We start from the raw sequence: 18609 nt of genomic DNA, 5'->3' as shown, positions 1-18609 counted from the left end.
CAATTTCGTCACTCTGAACTTGTTATTCGCTTTCTTGGCCCGTTAAAATTCTCGCTTCATTTTACCGGGCCTGTTGCATGTTCTCTCCACTCAGATTCTCACAATCCTTCAGTCACCGAACTCCATTGCAATCGCTAAAAACTGTCGTATTTGGTTTAATGCTCTGTTTCTGGGTGGGCACAGGCGTCTCGGCGAAGCCCGAAAACGATGTACTTAAAAACAATGTACCTAAAATCGACTACTCGGTAATACAGGAGAGAAACCACAACCCAAAGCTGTTTACACAAGGCTTTTTGATCGTGAAAGACTGGATTTACGAATCCAGCGGTCGTTACGGACAATCTCTTTTAGCACGCTATAAAGAAGAAAATGGCGAAGGTTTTTACAGCCAAAAACTGCCCGACGATATTTTTGCCGAAGGATTAACCTTCTGGAACAACAGCTTTTATCTTATTACTTGGCGCAACCAAACCGCCTACCGCTACGACGAATACTGGTCGCAAAAACAAACCTTTCACTACCAAGGTGAAGGCTGGGGACTCACACACACCGACACACAACTCATAATGAGCAACGGCTCTGACCAACTGCAATTTATTAATCCCGACGACTTTAGCGTAGAGAAAACCCTAACCGTAACGGGTTACAACCGCACTTGGGATTTATTAAACGAGCTTGAATATCACAACGGAATTGTTTGGGCGAACCGCTGGTTAAGCGACGAACTAATCGCTATTGATGCAACTACCGGAAATGTTCTAGGCGTTATAGATTTAACGGAACTAGCAAAACCCTACCGGAAAGGTATTTTTACCTCAGACAAGGTCGCCAATGGCATTGCCTGGAGCGAACAACATCAAGCCTTTTGGATAACCGGAAAATACTGGCCAAAAAGATATTTAATTAAAATTCCAGAGCAATATATTGCCGCACAAATTGCCGAAGAGAGTTCTAATGAATAAAAAGCTCTGACTAACCCATTATTGAATTAATCAGAGCTAAATAAAAAACACAAACTCTAGTTCAATTTTAAATTCGACAAAAAAATCTTTATTTATCGTAACCACAACCTTGCTCTAATCTTTTATATCGATCTGGATAAACCGTTTTTAAGGTTTGTAGCAAAAGCTTGTGGGATTGTGCTGCTGATTTTACTTCTTCAGAATCTGCATTTAATGGCAACGGTTTTTTTACCGCGGTATAAATGTAGCCATAAAAATTATCGTGATGATTTCGCTTCGCGCGCTACGTTGTGAATATTATCCTCACCATCATCAATCATTACGATGGTTTGATAATCAAGATCAGATGTTTCAAGTAACTCATACAACGCCAAGCCTTTATCAAATCCTGTGGTCATTAATATTCCGTCTTTATAACTCGCAGGCGCGATTCGCGTATTACCGGGTTTAATCAATGAAAAATAAGAATTATCGGTTTCGGTAGAAAGAGGCTCCGGCAATTGATAATGATTGTAATGCAACTCTCGCGTGGTTGCCGGTCGATAATCGGGACTTCTTGACGTTAATATCAGCTTATCACCGGCAATGGAATTGAAAACATCCAGTGGACTGGCAGCTGCATCGGCTGGAACTGTTTGAGTGGTTAACTCGTATAAAATAGGAATTATCTCCCATTTACATTGCACATAATTAGCATCGTTTTTATCGACGGTTTTTAGCCAGTTATACCAATAGTCGCTACCATAAAAGACCGGCGCGGTTAACAAAGTATCATCAATATCGAATACAAAAAGCGTAGACTCATTTCTAGGCACATCTAAAATCGCATTAAACGTATCTGTATGAGTTATGTTAGAGGTCACATCATTAAAATCTGACGTAGAAACGCACCCCAATAAACTGGTCGCAAAAAGCGCGATAAAAATTGATTTCATAATACTACCTTAATGGTTCATTCTCTTTTAATTTGAGTTAATCGTGTATCTATCTGAATATTTATATAGAAAACTCTGACAAATCTAGGGCATCCTGTGACACAAGAATACTCTTATACGCCATGCATTTTTTAGAAATTAAATGTGCATAAATCAATTCAATTTCCTTGCAATCACCCAATCCGTTCCTCATTAGACGGTCAAATCAGAAAATCTTGGAAATTTGGCAAAACTTTATTGCAATGGTTACAAGTTTTCCTACCTAAGATCATTGATTAAGCCATAAATTCTCTTCTTAAACTCAGCGCAGGCCTTATAAATAAAGGCTTTGGCGATATTGGCACAGCTATCGCTTATTAACTCTTGAAAGCGAAGCATACTAAGCGAATAACGCTAAAAATTTTAGGAGTAAGCCATGAAGAATTTAAATAATACCCTTAAAACTCGTAAAAAATTAACCAGTAAAGCTGTCTCCGTTGCGCTGGCCGGTGGACTAGCACTGTGTGCCACGGGATTTGCTAACGCACATGATACCGTCGAGCATATTAAAGAAAACGCTCAAGAAACCAGCCAAGAAGCGAAAATCATTTTCTCCAACGGTTGGAAAGAAGGCAAAATGGAAGCTGCTTTTTTATTCAATGAACATTTAAACAACTTTACCATTGATTCTGAAGTTGACAAAAACACCGCTATTTTAAGGGGCGAAGTAAATTCAGATATTCAAAAAGATCTAGCTCGTGAAGTTGCACTGTCTATTGAAGGCATTGATCGTGTGGATAACCGGTTAGAAATCGTACCTGAATCAAAAGACAAATACGAGCCTAAAGAGCAAAGCGAATTTATTTCTGCAATCGAAGACGCAACTATTTCGGCACGGTTGAAAATGAAAATGATCGTTAACGATAACCTCTCTGGTTTCGCCATTGACGTAGACACCGAAGACAATGTTGTCACGCTCAAAGGTGAAGTGCGCTCTGAGGCACAAAAAGCGCTCGCAGAAGTGATCGCAAAAAACGACGAATCCGTAGAGTCGGTACGCAATGAATTGCGTGTTGTACACAGTTAATACAAATTTTTCTAACCTTATTAAGGCCGGTTAATTCCGGCTTTAATGCGTTGTATGTTTTTCTCGCAATAAATACACAGTGCAGAGCACATGTTAAACCAGTGCATTCGTTAAACCAGACTAATTATTAAACAAGAGCACTTATTAAACAATTGAAGGAATCTATTGCCAACACGAGTAGCATGTCATAGGCAAGTTCCGATGGAAAAGGTAATATTGATTAAATTTGTGGGGCTTTTGTAACGAATAAAATTGATTTCACCACCTAATAACAGAAATTCTGATTGAACCAGAGTTTCCGGTAACACAAAGACGTGTCGCCAATTTCGAAACGGTAAGTGATTGAAATTGTGCAGAAATTGCAATTCCCTTTACCAATTTCTGCCTTCTGATTAAATTATGGAGAAGCTAATCAGAGGTTCTTAGAGTAACTAACGCCACCTACAACGAACATTTATTATATAAAACTGGCATATACATTTTAAGTTGCACTGTTATTAGCATCGGAGCTCAGACGATAATGACAAACGTACTATTAGTAGACGACGATTCAGGTTTTACCGAGGCTACAAGTGAATTAATTGCACTTTTAGGGCACAAAGTTACTGTTGCAGATTCGGTAAGCTCGGCAAAACAACAAATTGCTGAACAATCCTTCGATGTTGTTCTACTCGATATCATGCTCCCAGACGGTAATGGATTTGAGGTATTAAACGACTTAAAAAGTAAATCCAATCCGGCAAAAATTGTTTTTATAACCGGTCATGCCGCGGTTAAATCAGTCGTAAATTCCATCGCCGGCCCAGGTGTTAGTTATCTTTTAAAACCTATCGACCTTCCAGCATTAAAACCTTTATTAGAGTCCACTAATTTGGCTCAGGCGAGCGATGACCGTGCTCACTTCGGCGTTTTAATTGGTGAATCTGCTCCGATGAAATCGGTGTACACCATGATTGAGCGCGTCGCAACAACCCGCGCTAACGTAATGGTTATGGGTGAAAGCGGTACCGGCAAAGAGCTCATCGCCAAAGCCATCCACTCGGCCAGTGGCGCCAAAGGCGATTTGGTGGCAACCAACTGTGGCGCCTTATCACCGGAGCTTTTAAGCAGCGAATTATTTGGTCACGAAAAAGGCGCATTTACCGGTGCTGTTTCGCGCAAAATTGGCTTATTTGAACGCGCCAATAATGGCACATTGTTTTTAGACGAAATCACCGAAATGCCGATTGATATGCAGCCAACGCTGCTTCGCGTATTAGAAACCGGAATGATTACTCGCGTCGGCGGCACCGAAGAAATTCCCGTTAATTGTCGTGTGGTTTCGGCAACCAACCGCACCCCCGAACAAATTGCCACAGAAAATTGCTTACGCGAAGATATTTATTTCCGCTTGGCGGTATTCCCTATTTCATTACCACCACTTCGAGATCGCGAAGGTGATATACCGCTTCTTGCCGACTATTTTCTTAGCGAATTAAATCGCGAGCATGGTTCACACATACAGCTCAATGACGCATTACTCGAAAAATTATCGTCCTACACTTGGAGCGGTAATGTGCGTGAATTTAGACACACGCTGTATCGCGCCTTTATTTTAACCGATCCACAAAGTGCTTATCTGCAACTGCCGGTAGATATGGGCTCACCATTCGCGCAGGCAAATAAAGATGAGCCCAAGCAATCGGGCTTAAAAGCAGGTACAACCATTCAAGAGGTAGAGCGCGAACTCATTGCCTTAACACTTGAAAAAGTGGATGGCGACAAACCTAAAGCTGCAAATATGTTGGGAATAAGCCTTAAAACCTTATACAACCGCCTAAATCAATATGAAGCTTTAGACTCAGGGAATCTCTGAGGTAATCAGAGATTTCAAATGCAAAGATTAATTTTCGAATTTCGATAGTTTACCGTATCAAAACTGACAATCCGTTTCTGTGTTTTGGGAAACTAAGGCTCGCCAGAGTTTCCTTTAAGTCAATCTAACAAAAAGTTATTGAGCGAACAGAGGTAACTCTCATGCAAACCGAACAACTAAGTCATTTACGCCACGGTATTCGCAACAAGCTGAATACTATTTCGGTAAGCGCTGAACTAATTAAGCTACTTGCACAGAAAAATCCCGATCCAACACAATTGCAAAAAAGTGCCGAACGTATACTCAACGAATGTAGAGACTGCGTACAGCTACTTGAAGCCAGCGATGCAATAGAAAACTAAAACGGTACAATAATGTGTCTTCTATAAATTGAAGTTTGAGCCTTGGATTAACAGATTCTTAAATTAATCCGACGGTAAAAATTGTATCGGTGAAACATCAATACACATTCTCCGCGGCACACACTACTGGAAATTCTAATATATAGAGTCTTCTTTAAAATCTTGGGTTTTGGTTTTCGGATAAAACGGTAAAACCTCTAACAACAAAAATACTCTACAACAAGGACTCGGTTACAAATGCCTCATAGGAATAAACCCAAGTTCTTTCGCGGCTGGGCGATTATTATCATTGTTTTAGTGGGGTTTCTTGCTATTAATGCCACCCAATCCTACCGCGCGCTTAGTGAATTGGTCGAAAACGAAAACGACGCAAATCTTACTAAATCTGTATTAAGAACTATCAAAGACTTATATTCATCGGTACAAGAAGCCGAGTTAGGTTTACGCGGCTTCTTTTTAACTGGCGCAGAAAGCTATTTAGGCCCTTATTATTTTGCGCTTAGCACCATTGATGAAAATTTAATTGAAATGCGCAATTACGATTTTCAAATACCTGAGCAGATTGACAATACCAAGCGCTTGGAACTGGTTATTTTAGAACGCCTTCAAGAAGCTGGAAGCCATATTTTACAAAAACAGGCAGACCCTGACTCCTACAGAATCTCTTCCGAAAAAATGCGCCAAAGTTACGACAGTATGGCGGAACTTGGCGAAGTGATTCGAACCATGGAAGAGCTAGAATACGATTTATTAGAGCGCCAATCTGAACGAGCGCACAGAAGTCGCCAAAATTTGTTGTATACCATTGTGATTGCCAACTCAGTTGGTCTGTTGCTCGTTATTTTGGTTGCCTACTTGATAAGAAAAGCATTAAAGACTCAATTACTTGAAGCCGAACACTTGGAAATGTTGGTTCACCAAAGAACCGAAGAACTTGAGCATTACTCAAATGAATTACAACGCAGTAACCGAGAGCTGCAAGATTTTGCCTTTGTCGCCTCACACGATTTACAAGAACCACTGCGTAAAATTCGCGCCTTTGGTGATCGACTAAAATCTGTTTACGCCGGGAAATTAGGTGACGGAGAAGATTATATTGATCGAATGCAAAGCGCAGCATCGCGAATGTCTCGTCTCATTGAAGACCTATTGGAATTCTCGCGGGTATCAACTCGTGCCAAGCCGTTTGGTCCAGTTGATCTTAATCAGGTAATGAATGTTGTATTGGATAATCTAGAAATTAAAATTCAAGAACGTAACGCTCAAGTTACGGCCACAAAACTACCAATTATTGATGCCGACGAATCTCAAATGCATCAGTTGTTCCAAAATCTTATTGGCAACGCCATTAAATTTACTCAACCAGACATCCAACCACAAATCAGTATTGAGTGCCAAGTTTATGAAACCGTTAAATTGGGAGAACTAGAAAATACCGTTTATGAGATAAAAGTTAAAGACAACGGCATAGGTTTTGATGAAAAATACATTGAAAAGATTTTTACGCCGTTCCAACGTTTACACGGTAGAGATAAGTATGAGGGAACCGGCATTGGCCTGGCCATTTGCCGTAGAATTGTCGAACGTCACCAAGGCACCATTGAAGTTGATAGTATTCCTGGTGAAGGCTCTACATTTACACTTTATTTAAATTCCCGAACCAAAGATCAACTGGTTGGAACAGAAATAAGCCCGTTTACAGAAGGCACTCCAAATGGATAAAAAAACCATGGTTATTTTAATGGCTGACGATGACAAAGACGATCAGCTCTTGGCACGTGACGCCATGATTGAAGGTCATGTCACCAACGAATTACACTTTGTAAACGACGGAGTTGAATTACTGCAATATTTGCGCGGCGAAGGTGAATTTGCCGGTAACAATCCGTGGCCAAGTCTCATATTGCTTGATTTAAATATGCCGCGTAAAGATGGCAGAGAAGCTTTGGCAGAAATAAAAAGCGACCCTAAATTACGGCGTATTCCTGTGGTCATATTAACCACCTCTAAAACAGAAGAAGACATGTTACGCGGCTACGATTTAGGGGCGGCGTCTTACTTAACCAAGCCTGTAACCTTTCAAGGCTTGGTAGAACTCATGAAAGCTTTGGGTAAGTATTGGGTGGAATTTGTCGAAATTCCCATGCCTAACGACCATTAATAGATTTTGTGGCAACAGTAAAAAAGTGGATCTCAATCCACTTTTTTTATGAGCAAGTTTTTAAAATTAACCGATTAGAAGTCAACATCTAAAAATATTGCTCTCATAAATAGGTTATACATAACCCTCTATTAAACCCATCGAATAGGAGCAAGACATTACACACATCAGCAATAATCACTATTGTTTGCCTGCTAACCATGAGAGTTATGCCATATTATGAAGGGCTTGCATTCGATAAGTTCTGGTCAATTCCTGTGGGAGTTTTGCCTGTAGGATTAGTCGCGCTCCTTACCTTCGTTGTGAGTGCTAGGACGGGGTTTGGGTATATCATGATATTTGGTAAAAGGTATAACAAGGTTATTAATAACGCGCCTACCGCAGTAAAACTGTGCAAGTTATAACGACGTTTAATTCCTCGCTAATTTAATCGGAGGCCAGAAATTGCAATACAATTTCGAATTTTCATGCACTCAATTACATCATGCTAGTTAAATCACAATTAAATTAATTAGAACTTTCTTTACTAACATTTATACCTTGTAACAAAACAGCATTAAATGGTGAGCTATGTCCAAAGTACATCTCCTACTCGTTGAAGACGACGAAGACGATTACATAATTACACGAGATCTGCTCCGTGAAATCGATCCAGACATGTATAGCCTTGATTGGGCCACCACCATTGATGAAGCCAAATCAAAATTACAACTCGACCAACATCATGTTTGTTTAATGGACTATCGGCTGGGCCCGGAAGACGGCGTTGAGCTTTTAAAACAAGCGGGTGAGTTGGGATTTAAAGCACCCATAATTATGCTAACCGGCCAAGACGACGACCGCCTAGATACCGAAGCCCAAGCGGCAGGTGCGGTAGATTACTTGGTAAAATCAAATTTAACGGCATCACGTTTAGCCCGCGCCATTCGCTATGCTATTTCGCGTCGCGAAATGGAAACTGAGCGAGTTGAGCGACTGCGTGCAGAATCAGAAAATCAAGCAAAAAGCGAATTTCTAGCGCATTTAAGCCACGAACTTAGAACACCATTAACCGCGATTTTAGGCTACACCGACGTACTGCTACGTCAGGTGTCGAAAAACCAAGAAAAGAATAATTTAAATATCATTAAAAGAAACGGCCATCATTTATTAAGTTTACTCAATGACGTTTTAGATTTATCAAAAATAGAAGCTGGCAAGCTTGATATTGAAGAACGTGAATTCGAATTACAACCTTTTATTGATGACATATTTTATTTAATGCGCGTTAACGCCAACGATAAAGGTTTGGCATTTGTAGTCTCTGCAGATACACAGGTGCCGAGCGTAATAACCAGTGATCCAACTCGACTGCGACAAATTCTCTTAAATTTAATCGGCAACGCCATTAAATTCACAGATACAGGGCAAGTTAGTTTAACCATTTCGGCCAGACCATCATCTGCCCATAACGACCAGATTACACTCAGTTTTGCCATTAAAGATACCGGCATCGGTATTGCCCAAAAAAGCCTAAAAGATTTATTTAAGCCATTTTCTCAACTGCACGCGCAATCACCACAACGCTCCGGTGGCACCGGTTTAGGTTTGGCGATTAGCTCACAACTGGCCGAAAAATTGGGAGGTAATATTTCAGTAACCAGTCTAAAGGGCGTTGGTAGCGAATTTGTCGTAACCTTACTCAATAAAATACCTGAGACCCATGTTTGGACTGATTTTGAATTATCGGATGTTCAAGAAAAACAAGCACCTGCTCAAGCGCCTTCTCTTATGGGTAAAATTCTCATTGCCGATGATGTCGAAGAGATTCGATATTTAGTCGGTAATATTATCGAGCAGACTGGCGCCGAGGTGGATTACGCCGTTGACGGCCTAGACGCACTTGATAAATTTAATACGGCCACTGAACAACCTTACGATTTAGTTATTTTAGACATGCAAATGCCGCGCATGACCGGCAGTGAAACACTTCTGGCGCTGCGTAAACAAGGCGCTAAACAACCGGTTATTGCGCTGACAGCTGCGACTATGAAAGATCAGCGTGACGAAAGTATTCGCATGGGATTTAATGATCATTTAAGTAAACCGATTGATCAAAAGCAACTTTGGCAATGCGTAGCAAAATATCTAAATCAAGGTGAAGATTCGAGTGAGGTTAAATCGAGTTTATTATTAGTAGAAGACGACGACGACGCACGCAGTGCAACAACCATGCTACTGGAATTGATGGATGTGCGGGTGGATGCGGTTGCTAGCGTTAATGAGGCTCTCGAATTACTGAAACATAACATCTATGACGCTATTCTTTCGGATTTAAATCTACCGGGATTAAGTGGTTTTGCTTTAGCCGAAACTGTTCGCTCATTAGCAAATAAGCCAAAATACATGATCGCACTCAGTGGCGAATCGATAGATCCAGAAAAATTACAGAAATCGGGATTTGATCAAGCATATCTAAAGCCTATTAATTTAGAAAAGCTCGAGACAATATTAAAAGCGATAAGAATCTAACCGTTTATACGTCTTAATAATATCAAAATTCTACGAAAATCTCTGATTGAATCCGCCGTGATTTAAATCAGAGGTCCCGGTGACATAAGGATGTATCGCCAACATCAAGAACGGTAAGTGATTGAAATTGTGAAGAAATTGGAAATTACACTTTCAATTTCTTCCCTCTGATTAAATCATGGATGAGTTAATCAGAGGTTCTTATAAGTACACGTGAATTTTTATAAATAAAAACATCTCTCCTTAACTCTTCTGAATTTTATCAAAAAAGACATCAAATTTTTAAAATCCAAAAAAATTACCCACAACCATCCCAAATTTCATCGCAGCCATAAAGGCCATAGCTTATTTTGAATTTTTTTCTGTAAAAAATGAAAGGATTACAGCGCTAACGCAAAAAGCTTTTAAAAAAATTACAAATCACGAGAGCTTTTTTGCGGTTCTTACGTAATTAACCGCTAGATCCAACTAAAACTGAGCAAAAAAAAGAAAAATAAATCTTGGCACGGCTGTCGCTATATAACTGTCGAATTAAATAATTAACAAGAGGAATTTACTATGTTGGGTTGGGCACTTACGTTTTTAATTATTGCGATAATAGCAGCGATTTTTGGTTTCGGTGGTATTGCAGGCATGGCTGCTGGTATTGCAAAGTTTATTTTCTTTTTATTTGTTGTTTTATTGGTTATCACTCTCATTGCCAATGCAGTGCGAGGTAAGGCGCCAAGAGTGTAGAACCGGGTTTTAATACCCGCCATCATCTAAAACCATTTACAGATTGAACAACTTACATATTAAACAACATTTACGTTAAAAAATTCTGGAGAAAGATCATGTTAAATATTAAATCTATCCTAGCCGCAGGTGTAATTTCGTTAGCAACTTTTGGTATTGCCGCTTGTGAAGATGGCACTGCTGAAAATGCAGGTGAAACTATTGATGAAGCAATTCATGATGCCGGTAATGAAATCGAAGATGCCTGTGAAGAAGTTAAAGACGGTGTAAACGCAAAAGATACAGATTGTTAATATATAGGAAACTCTGATTAACCTAGAGTTTCCAGCGATACAAGGATGTGTCGCCAATTTCAAGAACCGTAAGTGATTGAAATTGTGAAGAAATTGGAAATCGCATTTTCAATTTCTGTGCTCTGATTAAATCATGGACGAGTTAATCAGAGCTTCCTATATCTTGAAGTATCAATAAAAAAAAGCGATCTCTAACAGGATCGCTTTTTTATTTGTGCCTTTTTATTTTAAAACACCTGATTAATTCCTCCATGAGTTAATCAGACGATCTTAAATTTTATACTTCTACGGCTAAGCTAGGTATTATTTTGTCGGATTGCTTTTTCGCTTTCTTAGATTTAGCAATTTGCGGCGGACATAAATCGTCATTATCGTAGTAAACAATACACTCTAAACATTGAATACATTCGTTATAGTCAACCTTGCCCGTTGTTTTAATCGCTTTGATTTCGCACTTATGGTAGCAAAGTGCGCAAGGAGAGCCACATTCTTGTCGACGAGTCAGCCATTCAACTTTGTGAAACCAACCTAAAATGGCGAGACCGGCACCTAACGGACAAACATATCGGCAATAAAATTTATGAATAAATAAGCCTAGACCCAATAAAACAACGGAGTAAACCACAAACGGCCACGAACGTATAAAGTGTAATGTAATTGACGTTTTGAACGGCTCAACCTCAGACCAGACTTCTGCCATTTCAACCGAATACAAAGACACAGCCACCAGGCCAATCAGAATTACGTATTTCACCCATACCAGTTTTTCGTGCACAGGTTCTTTAATTTTGATTTGCTTAATCTTAAGTTTTTTGGCGATCCACGCAGCTATTTCTTGTAAAGCACCAAACGGACATAACCATCCGCAAAATAATCCGCGACCGACAATAAACAAACTGACAAAGACATAAGACCATAAAATAAATAACACGGGGTCGTTTAAATAGGTATCAATTCTAAAACCAGTAAAAGCAGACTGAATTATCGGATAAATATTAACAACCGATAATTGCCCTTGAGCATACCAACCAATGTAAACGAGAGTGAAGACCAGATACGCCCAACGTAATTGGTGAAAACGCTTAGGTTTTTTGACCAATTTATGCTGGTTGATAAAAATAACCGTCAGTGCAACCAACGATAAACCAATAATAGCAATCTGGAATTTTCTAGATTGCCACAGTGCCACCCAAACCGGTTGATCCTGCGAGGCGGTATCGACAATTTCTTTTTTAATAAAAAGTTGCTCAGGCAGCTGATAACCTTGACCAAACTGATGGTTTTGAACCGTGTAAAGTATCTCGCTTCCGGCGCTAACGTTTAAAAACAATTCCCAAAAACTCGAAGGATTGAAACCGGTTTGAGGTTTAATACGAAAAATTTTGACCTGATCAAAACTTTGTAAATAATCGGTTAGTGGCTCGGAGACATCGAAAAAATTCAAATCGCGAATTTCAATCGGAAAACCGCCCTGCTGAATAATGACTCGATCTGGCACAGAAGCTGGCACAAAGTCATCGTCTATAAATGAATAATCGCCCCGCGAAGCAATATAAATGGCATGCTCATTGGGTTCTAGCTTTTCAAGTAACCGCTGATAATCATCATCACTTAAGATTTGCCGACCTATAGTGGGTACATTAAGGTAGCCAAATTGCAAATCGATCGCATTTTCGCAGTCTGTACAGTTCTTTTGCGAATAATCCGCTAGTTGTTGCTGAACTTCGGATTCAGAAAAACTCAGCGATTTTATGTAATTTTTTTCGTTGAGCTCTTCTACCGTCAAATTTTCAAAAGCGTCTTGGTTTATTTCAACCTCAGCAGGGGCTTCAAAGCCCGCCAATTTTTGCCGGGCAACCGCTAGAGCTGATAAAACAATCGATTGATTAATGACTACAACCGAAACTGTCGCTTTGGTAATGCCGTCTATATAGGTGCCCGTATCGGAGTGACCGCTACCAACTTTAACGTTGTCACGAATACCTAAACCTTCGTATTGAGTGATAAATTCTAGAAGTGGTTTTTCACCTAATCCGTGTAAAAATATCGGTTCGCGGTGTTCAATCAACTCAACACCGGTAAATTTTCCGTTTAAATCGAGACCAACCAACATATCGACGGGCTCGCCCGAAAATGCTGGAATGGTGATGTAATCAAGAGAATGGAAGACGTAACCGATTTTATCGAACGCCTGATAAACCGGCCAAACCGGTGGAGACGATTCTTTTTCGCCAATAGAAGTTGCTTTAGGAAATACTTTTTCCCATCCAGCGGGGTCATCAGTATTTGCTAAAGTAAAACTAGAAATAGAAAAAAGCAGCAATAAAGCTGTAAAAAACCGCCACATTAGACATACCCACTGGAATTATTGTTATCGTTTTTGCGGACTGTAAAAAAAATGGCTCCGTATTCGGGAGCCATTTGGGGGTAGAGACAATTATACGTCTGGATCGTATTGAGTTTCTAACCAAGCACGGATAGCCCAAAGAGCTTCCTGAGTTAAAATGCCTTCAAACTTCGGCATGTAAGGAATACCGTTACGAGTAGCACCGTTTCTTACACGATATTGGAACCACTCATCACCGCCATCTCCTGGCTCTAGAGCACGAAGATCGGGTGCGATACCGCCTGATTTGGCCTCAAGGCCGTGACAACGAGCACAGTTTTGGTTGTACGCACCAGCACCTAGAGTGATAGCTTTTTCGTTACCGCGGTACGGGTTGGTTTCGCGCCATTCTTCGCCCAGCTGTTCAAGTTCAGAAGTATCAACAGCTTGTGGTACTACGTCACCGTGAGCAAGAGCAAACTGGCTGCATACAAACAACGAAATGCCAACTAGAGAACTGCGCAGACAATTTAATTTGAAATCCATCTTAGTCTCCTCTCAAGAGGTTTTTATTAATTTATCAATGTACGCTTGGTTAAAGTCGTTGTGCCCACGTTTCGTGAACACCCGTTCCTTTATTAAAATGTCAAGGAAGGTGATCACAAGACTTCAAAATGCTAGTTAGGTTCTATTATTTTTTAAGTGACAACTACCATGCCGGGACAAATCAATTCTAACAAACGGCACCTGTCGTCAAAACTTACTTAGTAAGGAATATTTTGGTTAATTAGTTGCAGAAAAATGCCCACCTGTTAAGGGATCAAAAAGGATGAATTTTATAGTCAGTCTGAATTAATACTTAGTAATGAATAAATAGGTGCTTAATGGGTATTTCAAGTAAGTGTGACTGTGAGTTAGTTTTTACCGCGCCAAGCTAGCATTCCGTTTCGGGCTGAATTTTGATCGGTAATTATTTTAACAGTAATGCTCTTATCGGTAATTCAATCAAAAATAATCTGGCAGGCAATATCAAAAATACTAACTACACTAATAAAATTATTTGTAGTCGTTAAATACAACGACTTAGCACTGCAAATAAATTTCTCTTTCCGATTTTCTTATAATTTATAATAAGGAGAATTGTATGAAACCCACCAACGAGCGGCAGCAGCGCTACTCCAAGTTATCTTCTACCATACAAAAACTCGCCCTAGGCAGTATCGCCGGCGTAGCCTTGTCAGCTTTGTCTCTCGGCGCAGTAGGTGAGGTAACATGGAAAGATATCGCAGACGATCACAAAACAACTAACGATGTCTTGCAATACGGTATGGGTGTAAATGCACAGCGTTACAGCCCTTTAAAGCAAATCAACACCAAAAACGTTAAACAATTACTTCCTGCATGGTCATGGTCTTTCGGTGACGAAAAACAACGCGGCCAAGAATCTCAAGCTGTCGTTCACGATGGCGTAATCTACATTTCTGCTTCTTACTCTCGTGTTTATGCACTCGATGCGAAAACCGGCAAGCAATTGTGGAGCTACTCTCACCGTCTACCAGAAGACATTCGTCCATGCTGTGACGTTGTGAACCGCGGTGTTGCAATTTACGGCGACAAAATTTTCTTCGGTACTCTAGATGCGCGTGTTGTTGCACTTGATGCAAAAACTGGTAAGCGCGTATGGAACAAAAAATTCGGCGATCACACTGCTGGATACACCATGACTGGTGCTCCAACCATCGTTAAAGACCAAAAAACCGGTCGCGTAATGTTGATTCACGGATCATCTGGTGACGAGTTCGGTGTTGTTGGTCAATTGTTTGCTCGCGACCCAGACACTGGCGAAGAAATTTGGATGCGTCCTTTCGTTGAAGGTCATATGGGCCGTCTAAACGGTAAAGAAAGCACTCCAACCGGCGATATCAATGCTCCAACCTGGCCACGTGACGAAAACGGTGAGCTAGTAGAAGCTTGGCATCACGGCGGTGGCGCTCCTTGGCAAAGTTCAAGCTTTGACATCGAACACAACACCATCATCATCGGTGCCGGTAACCCAGCTCCTTGGAACACTTGGGCACGTACCAAGAAAGGTGATGACCCACGTAACTGGGACAACCTATACACGTCAGGCCAAGTAGGTGTTGATCCAACTACTGGTGAAGTTAAGTGGTTCTACCAACACACTCCTAACGATGCATGGGATTTCTCTGGTAACAACGAACTTGTTCTTTTCGAATACGAAGAAAAGGGTAAAACTGTTAAAGCCACTGCTCACGCAGACCGTAACGGTTTCTTCTACGTTGTTAACCGCGAAGATGGTAAATTCATCCGTGCGTTCCCATTCGTAGATAACATTACTTGGGCTTCTCACATCGATCCTAAAACTGGTCGTCCTGTAGAGAACGAAGGTCAACGTCCACCCCTTCCAGAGCCAGGTGAAAAACGCGGTAAAGCAATTGAAGTTTCTCCTCCATTCCTTGGTGGCAAAAACTGGAACCCAATGGCTTACAGTCAAGATACTGGTTTCTTCTACGTTGGCGCAAACCACTGGAAAGAAGATTACTGGACTGAAGAAGTTCACTACAAAAAAGGTTCTGCTTACCTAGGTCAAGGTTTCCGTATTAAGAAAATGTACGAAGACCACGTAGGTGTACTTCGCGCGATGAACCCAATTTCTGGTGAAATCGAGTGGGAACATAAAGAACGTCTACCTCTATGGGCTGGTGTTCTTGCAACCAAAGGCAACCTAGTATTTACCGGTACTGGTGATGGTTACTTCAAAGCATTCAACGCCAAAACTGGTGAAGAGCTTTGGAAATTCCAAACTGGTTCGGGCATCGTTTCTTCTCCAGTTACTTGGGAACAAGATGGCGAGCAATACATTGGTGTAGCATCTGGTTACGGCGGTGCAGTACCTCTATGGGGTGGTGACATGGCTGACCTAACCAAACCAGTTCCACAAGGTGGCTCATTCTGGGTATTCAAAATCCCATCTTGGGCAGAAGCAGGTGAAGGCAAAAACGTTGCGAGCAACTAATTGACTTCAAACCTATAGAAAAACAGGCCTTTATGGCCTGTTTTTCGTTTATCGAACCTAAAAATAATTAATAATTGTGAACAGCAATCTAAGTTGACCTTTTGGCGCAATTTAAACGTAAATATACTGCGTAAATACGCTAAAAAGTTTACTCATACCCCCGCTTCTTCGAGCTATTGCACAGAATCGTAAAACCCGTTAAACCACAGCGCACAACTCGAACAACGGAATATCAATGAATTTTTAACCGATAATAAGGGAGCCTAAAATGGCCACGATAAAAATCATAATGAAAGCAGCAATGTGCGCTTCCCTAGCAATGATAACAAGCTTCGCAATCGCACAAGATGATGACGATGAAGAGAATTTACCGCCTGAATTTCCAACCATAAACGGCTGTGAAATAAAACCAGCTACCGTTTGCCCAAAAGCCGATTTACGTAACGCCGATTTGCGCCACGCAAAACTGGGTAATGCCAACCTTGCAGGAGCAGATCTACGCGGAGCCAATCTGGCCCGAGCCGATTTACGTCACGCCAATCTGCGCGGTGCAAATTTAACCGGTGCCAATCTAGAATCAATAAACGCTTGGGCAGCCTTCTTACAAGGTGCGACTCTCGATAAGGCAAATTTACACGGCGCAGATCTGAACTTTGCCAGACTTTCTGGTGCCAAGCTTATCGAAGCCAATTTACAAGCGGCCAACCTTGAAGCAGCATGGTTGCCAAAAGCCGACTTGTCTCGTGCCAATATGAAAAACGCTAATCTGCAAGAAGCTAAATTCTACAACGCCAATTTTGCCGATGCAGAACTGGAAGGTGCAAGAAAGCACTACGCCATTTTCCAAGACGCATTTATGGAAGGTTGCCACGCTTGCCCACTTGACTGGCAGCACTAAAAGAAGCCTATCGATTAGATCGAATCAGCACTAAATAACACTACAGGGTTTACGGATTTAACCTAAACCCTGTAATTCTATTTGATCATTTAAGCATCATTAGAATCGCGCGGCTCTGTCTGAGTAAGAAGAATCTCAAATCACTTATAAAAATATAGCCACTAAAACCGTGTTTTAGATAGACCTCCCCAAAAAAACAGCATAAATATCAACATCCGAATCAGCAGCATAAACTCTGCTGACAAACAAGATCAGAAACTCTTCAGTATAAATTGACGTTATCGATATATTAAAAACGCTTGTTTTGTTTTAATCGCAAATTTATATGCTTTAATTTATTTTTATAAAACAGCAGTATGACAACCATTGACCTAGACTTGTTGCTACCGTTGGGGCAACATTAGGCGAGCCAAATCAGCCTGTGGAAGTCAACCTGTCACCGAAATCAGTTTTGGCAAGACGGTATTCTGTAGAAATTGTTTTATGTATTTAAATTTGTGGGTTATTCCAATAGCGCTTATTATGAAGTATTACTTGAACCGTATCGATATCCTCAACCGCTTTGGCTCTTTGTCTTGTAAATACTTGGATAATAATAAATAGCGAACAAGTTATGTACAAAATCCTTATAGCAGATGACCACCCCCTTTTTCGCTTTGCGATTGCCACGGTGCTTGAAAAGCAGCTTGAACAGGTAGAAACCGTGTACAGTCAAGACTTCGACTCAACCATCGAAGCGCTAGATGCAAGCCCCGAACTCGATCTAATTCTGTTGGATCTCAATATGCCTGGTATGGAAGGCTTGAATGGTATTGTGCAATTGCGCAACCGTTTTCCTGCGGTACCTTTGGTAGTCGTATCGGCAGAAGAAAGTAGAAACATCGTTTTACAAGCAATGACTTATGGAGCTGTTGGTTTTATTACCAAATCCACTGACCGTGCACAAATGGGTGAAGCCATCGAAAAAATACTCGATGGTCAGGTTTATTTACCACCCGATGTGATTCGCAATACCGATGACAAAAAAGGCAACGAAGAAAAATCGTTAAAAATTGAACCCGAATTACTCGCCAAACTCAGTAAAAAAGAGCTGCAAGTCTACGAAGTAATGGCCAAAGGTGGTTCAAACAAACAAATTGCTTACGAATTAAACATTGCAGAAGCAACCGTTAAGTCACATGTTTCTTCCATTTTAAGAAAACTAAACGTAACCAATCGCGTGCAGGCCATTTTGCAATCATCTACCGATTCAAAATAACCTTTTCAAAACCTCTGATTTGTTTATTTATAGCCCAAACAGAGGTTTTAAACCTTCTTAAAATTTCCCACAAAAATCTCCGCCCCCAAACACTAAGCGTTTAATTATTCTCACGCTTTATTTTTTTAATACTCTTGGTTTCAAGTAATAACTGCAATCAATTATGCAGCAAGTAAATCTACTCGCTGCCCTAAAAATAATTCATTCGGT

At 40.7% G+C, this 18609-nt stretch carries 15 protein-coding genes; 12 read left to right on the top strand and 3 right to left on the bottom strand.

Features of this window, described 5'->3' with window-relative positions; translation table 11 throughout:
- Positions 1-77: 77 nt before the first annotated feature.
- Positions 78-962, top strand: a complete 885-nt coding sequence (locus ACYQ2C_RS07230) for a glutaminyl-peptide cyclotransferase (RefSeq protein WP_460101333.1) — start codon at positions 78-80, stop codon at positions 960-962.
- Positions 963-1219: 257 nt separating this feature from the next.
- On the opposite strand, the gene ACYQ2C_RS07225 is transcribed toward ACYQ2C_RS07230, so the two are convergent.
- Positions 1220-1897, bottom strand: coding sequence for a DUF2608 domain-containing protein (locus ACYQ2C_RS07225; RefSeq protein WP_460101335.1), 678 nt, complete (start codon positions 1895-1897; stop codon positions 1220-1222).
- Positions 1898-2312: 415 nt separating this feature from the next.
- Here ACYQ2C_RS07225 and ACYQ2C_RS07220 point away from each other — a divergent pair, with 415 nt between their 5' ends.
- From ACYQ2C_RS07220 to ACYQ2C_RS07185, 8 genes are all read left to right on the top strand, one after another.
- Complete coding sequence (locus ACYQ2C_RS07220) at positions 2313-2963, top strand: BON domain-containing protein (RefSeq protein WP_460101337.1); 651 nt, start codon at positions 2313-2315, stop codon at positions 2961-2963.
- Positions 2964-3483: 520 nt separating this feature from the next.
- On the top strand, positions 3484-4818 hold the full coding sequence (locus ACYQ2C_RS07215; protein WP_460049835.1) for a sigma-54-dependent transcriptional regulator: 1335 nt from the start codon (positions 3484-3486) through the stop codon (positions 4816-4818).
- Between the two features lie 161 nt (positions 4819-4979).
- Positions 4980-5180: a histidine kinase dimerization/phospho-acceptor domain-containing protein gene (locus ACYQ2C_RS07210; protein ID WP_460049837.1), complete on the top strand. Its 201-nt coding sequence runs from the start codon at positions 4980-4982 to the stop codon at positions 5178-5180.
- 237 nt (positions 5181-5417) lie between these two features.
- Positions 5418-6902 (top strand): sensor histidine kinase, encoded by a 1485-nt coding sequence (locus tag ACYQ2C_RS07205; protein ID WP_460101340.1) that lies wholly within the window; start codon positions 5418-5420, stop codon positions 6900-6902.
- Positions 6895-7341, top strand: coding sequence for a response regulator (locus tag ACYQ2C_RS07200; RefSeq protein WP_460049841.1), 447 nt, complete (start codon positions 6895-6897; stop codon positions 7339-7341). Before ACYQ2C_RS07205 ends, ACYQ2C_RS07200 begins: the two co-directional genes overlap by 8 nt.
- 570 nt (positions 7342-7911) lie before the next feature.
- Complete coding sequence (locus ACYQ2C_RS07195) at positions 7912-9852, top strand: response regulator (protein WP_460101342.1); 1941 nt, start codon at positions 7912-7914, stop codon at positions 9850-9852.
- A 558-nt stretch (positions 9853-10410) separates the two neighbouring features.
- Positions 10411-10587, top strand: a complete 177-nt coding sequence (locus tag ACYQ2C_RS07190; RefSeq protein WP_460049847.1) for a DUF1328 family protein — start codon at positions 10411-10413, stop codon at positions 10585-10587.
- Positions 10588-10685: 98 nt separating this feature from the next.
- Positions 10686-10880 carry a hypothetical protein gene (locus ACYQ2C_RS07185; protein ID WP_460049849.1) on the top strand — a complete coding sequence of 65 codons (195 nt, stop codon included), beginning with the start codon at positions 10686-10688 and terminating at the stop codon, positions 10878-10880.
- A gap of 277 nt (positions 10881-11157) precedes the next feature.
- Here ACYQ2C_RS07185 and ACYQ2C_RS07180 read toward each other — a convergent pair whose 3' ends face one another.
- Together ACYQ2C_RS07180 and pedF are read right to left on the bottom strand one after the other, a co-directional pair.
- The gene (locus ACYQ2C_RS07180) at positions 11158-13227 is read right to left on the bottom strand and encodes a 4Fe-4S binding protein (protein ID WP_460101345.1); all 2070 of its coding nucleotides are present in this window, start codon (positions 13225-13227) and stop codon (positions 11158-11160) included.
- A gap of 90 nt (positions 13228-13317) precedes the next feature.
- Positions 13318-13752, bottom strand: coding sequence for a cytochrome c-550 PedF (pedF, locus tag ACYQ2C_RS07175; RefSeq protein WP_460049853.1), 435 nt, complete (start codon positions 13750-13752; stop codon positions 13318-13320).
- A 598-nt stretch (positions 13753-14350) separates the two neighbouring features.
- Between pedF and exaA the strand changes: the two genes are divergently transcribed.
- From exaA to ACYQ2C_RS07160, 3 genes are all read left to right on the top strand, one after another.
- A complete protein-coding gene (exaA, locus tag ACYQ2C_RS07170) occupies positions 14351-16243 on the top strand; it encodes a quinoprotein ethanol dehydrogenase (protein ID WP_460049855.1) in 1893 nt (630 codons plus the stop codon).
- Positions 16244-16511: 268 nt separating this feature from the next.
- Positions 16512-17141 (top strand): pentapeptide repeat-containing protein, encoded by a 630-nt coding sequence (locus ACYQ2C_RS07165; RefSeq protein WP_460049857.1) that lies wholly within the window; start codon positions 16512-16514, stop codon positions 17139-17141.
- Positions 17142-17754: 613 nt separating this feature from the next.
- On the top strand, positions 17755-18399 hold the full coding sequence (locus ACYQ2C_RS07160) for a response regulator (RefSeq protein ID WP_460049859.1): 645 nt from the start codon (positions 17755-17757) through the stop codon (positions 18397-18399).
- Positions 18400-18609: the final 210 nt, after the last annotated feature.

The sequence above is a fragment of the Sessilibacter sp. MAH3 genome (assembly GCF_054658275.1).
This window is presented reverse-complemented; position numbering and strand designations above follow the sequence as displayed.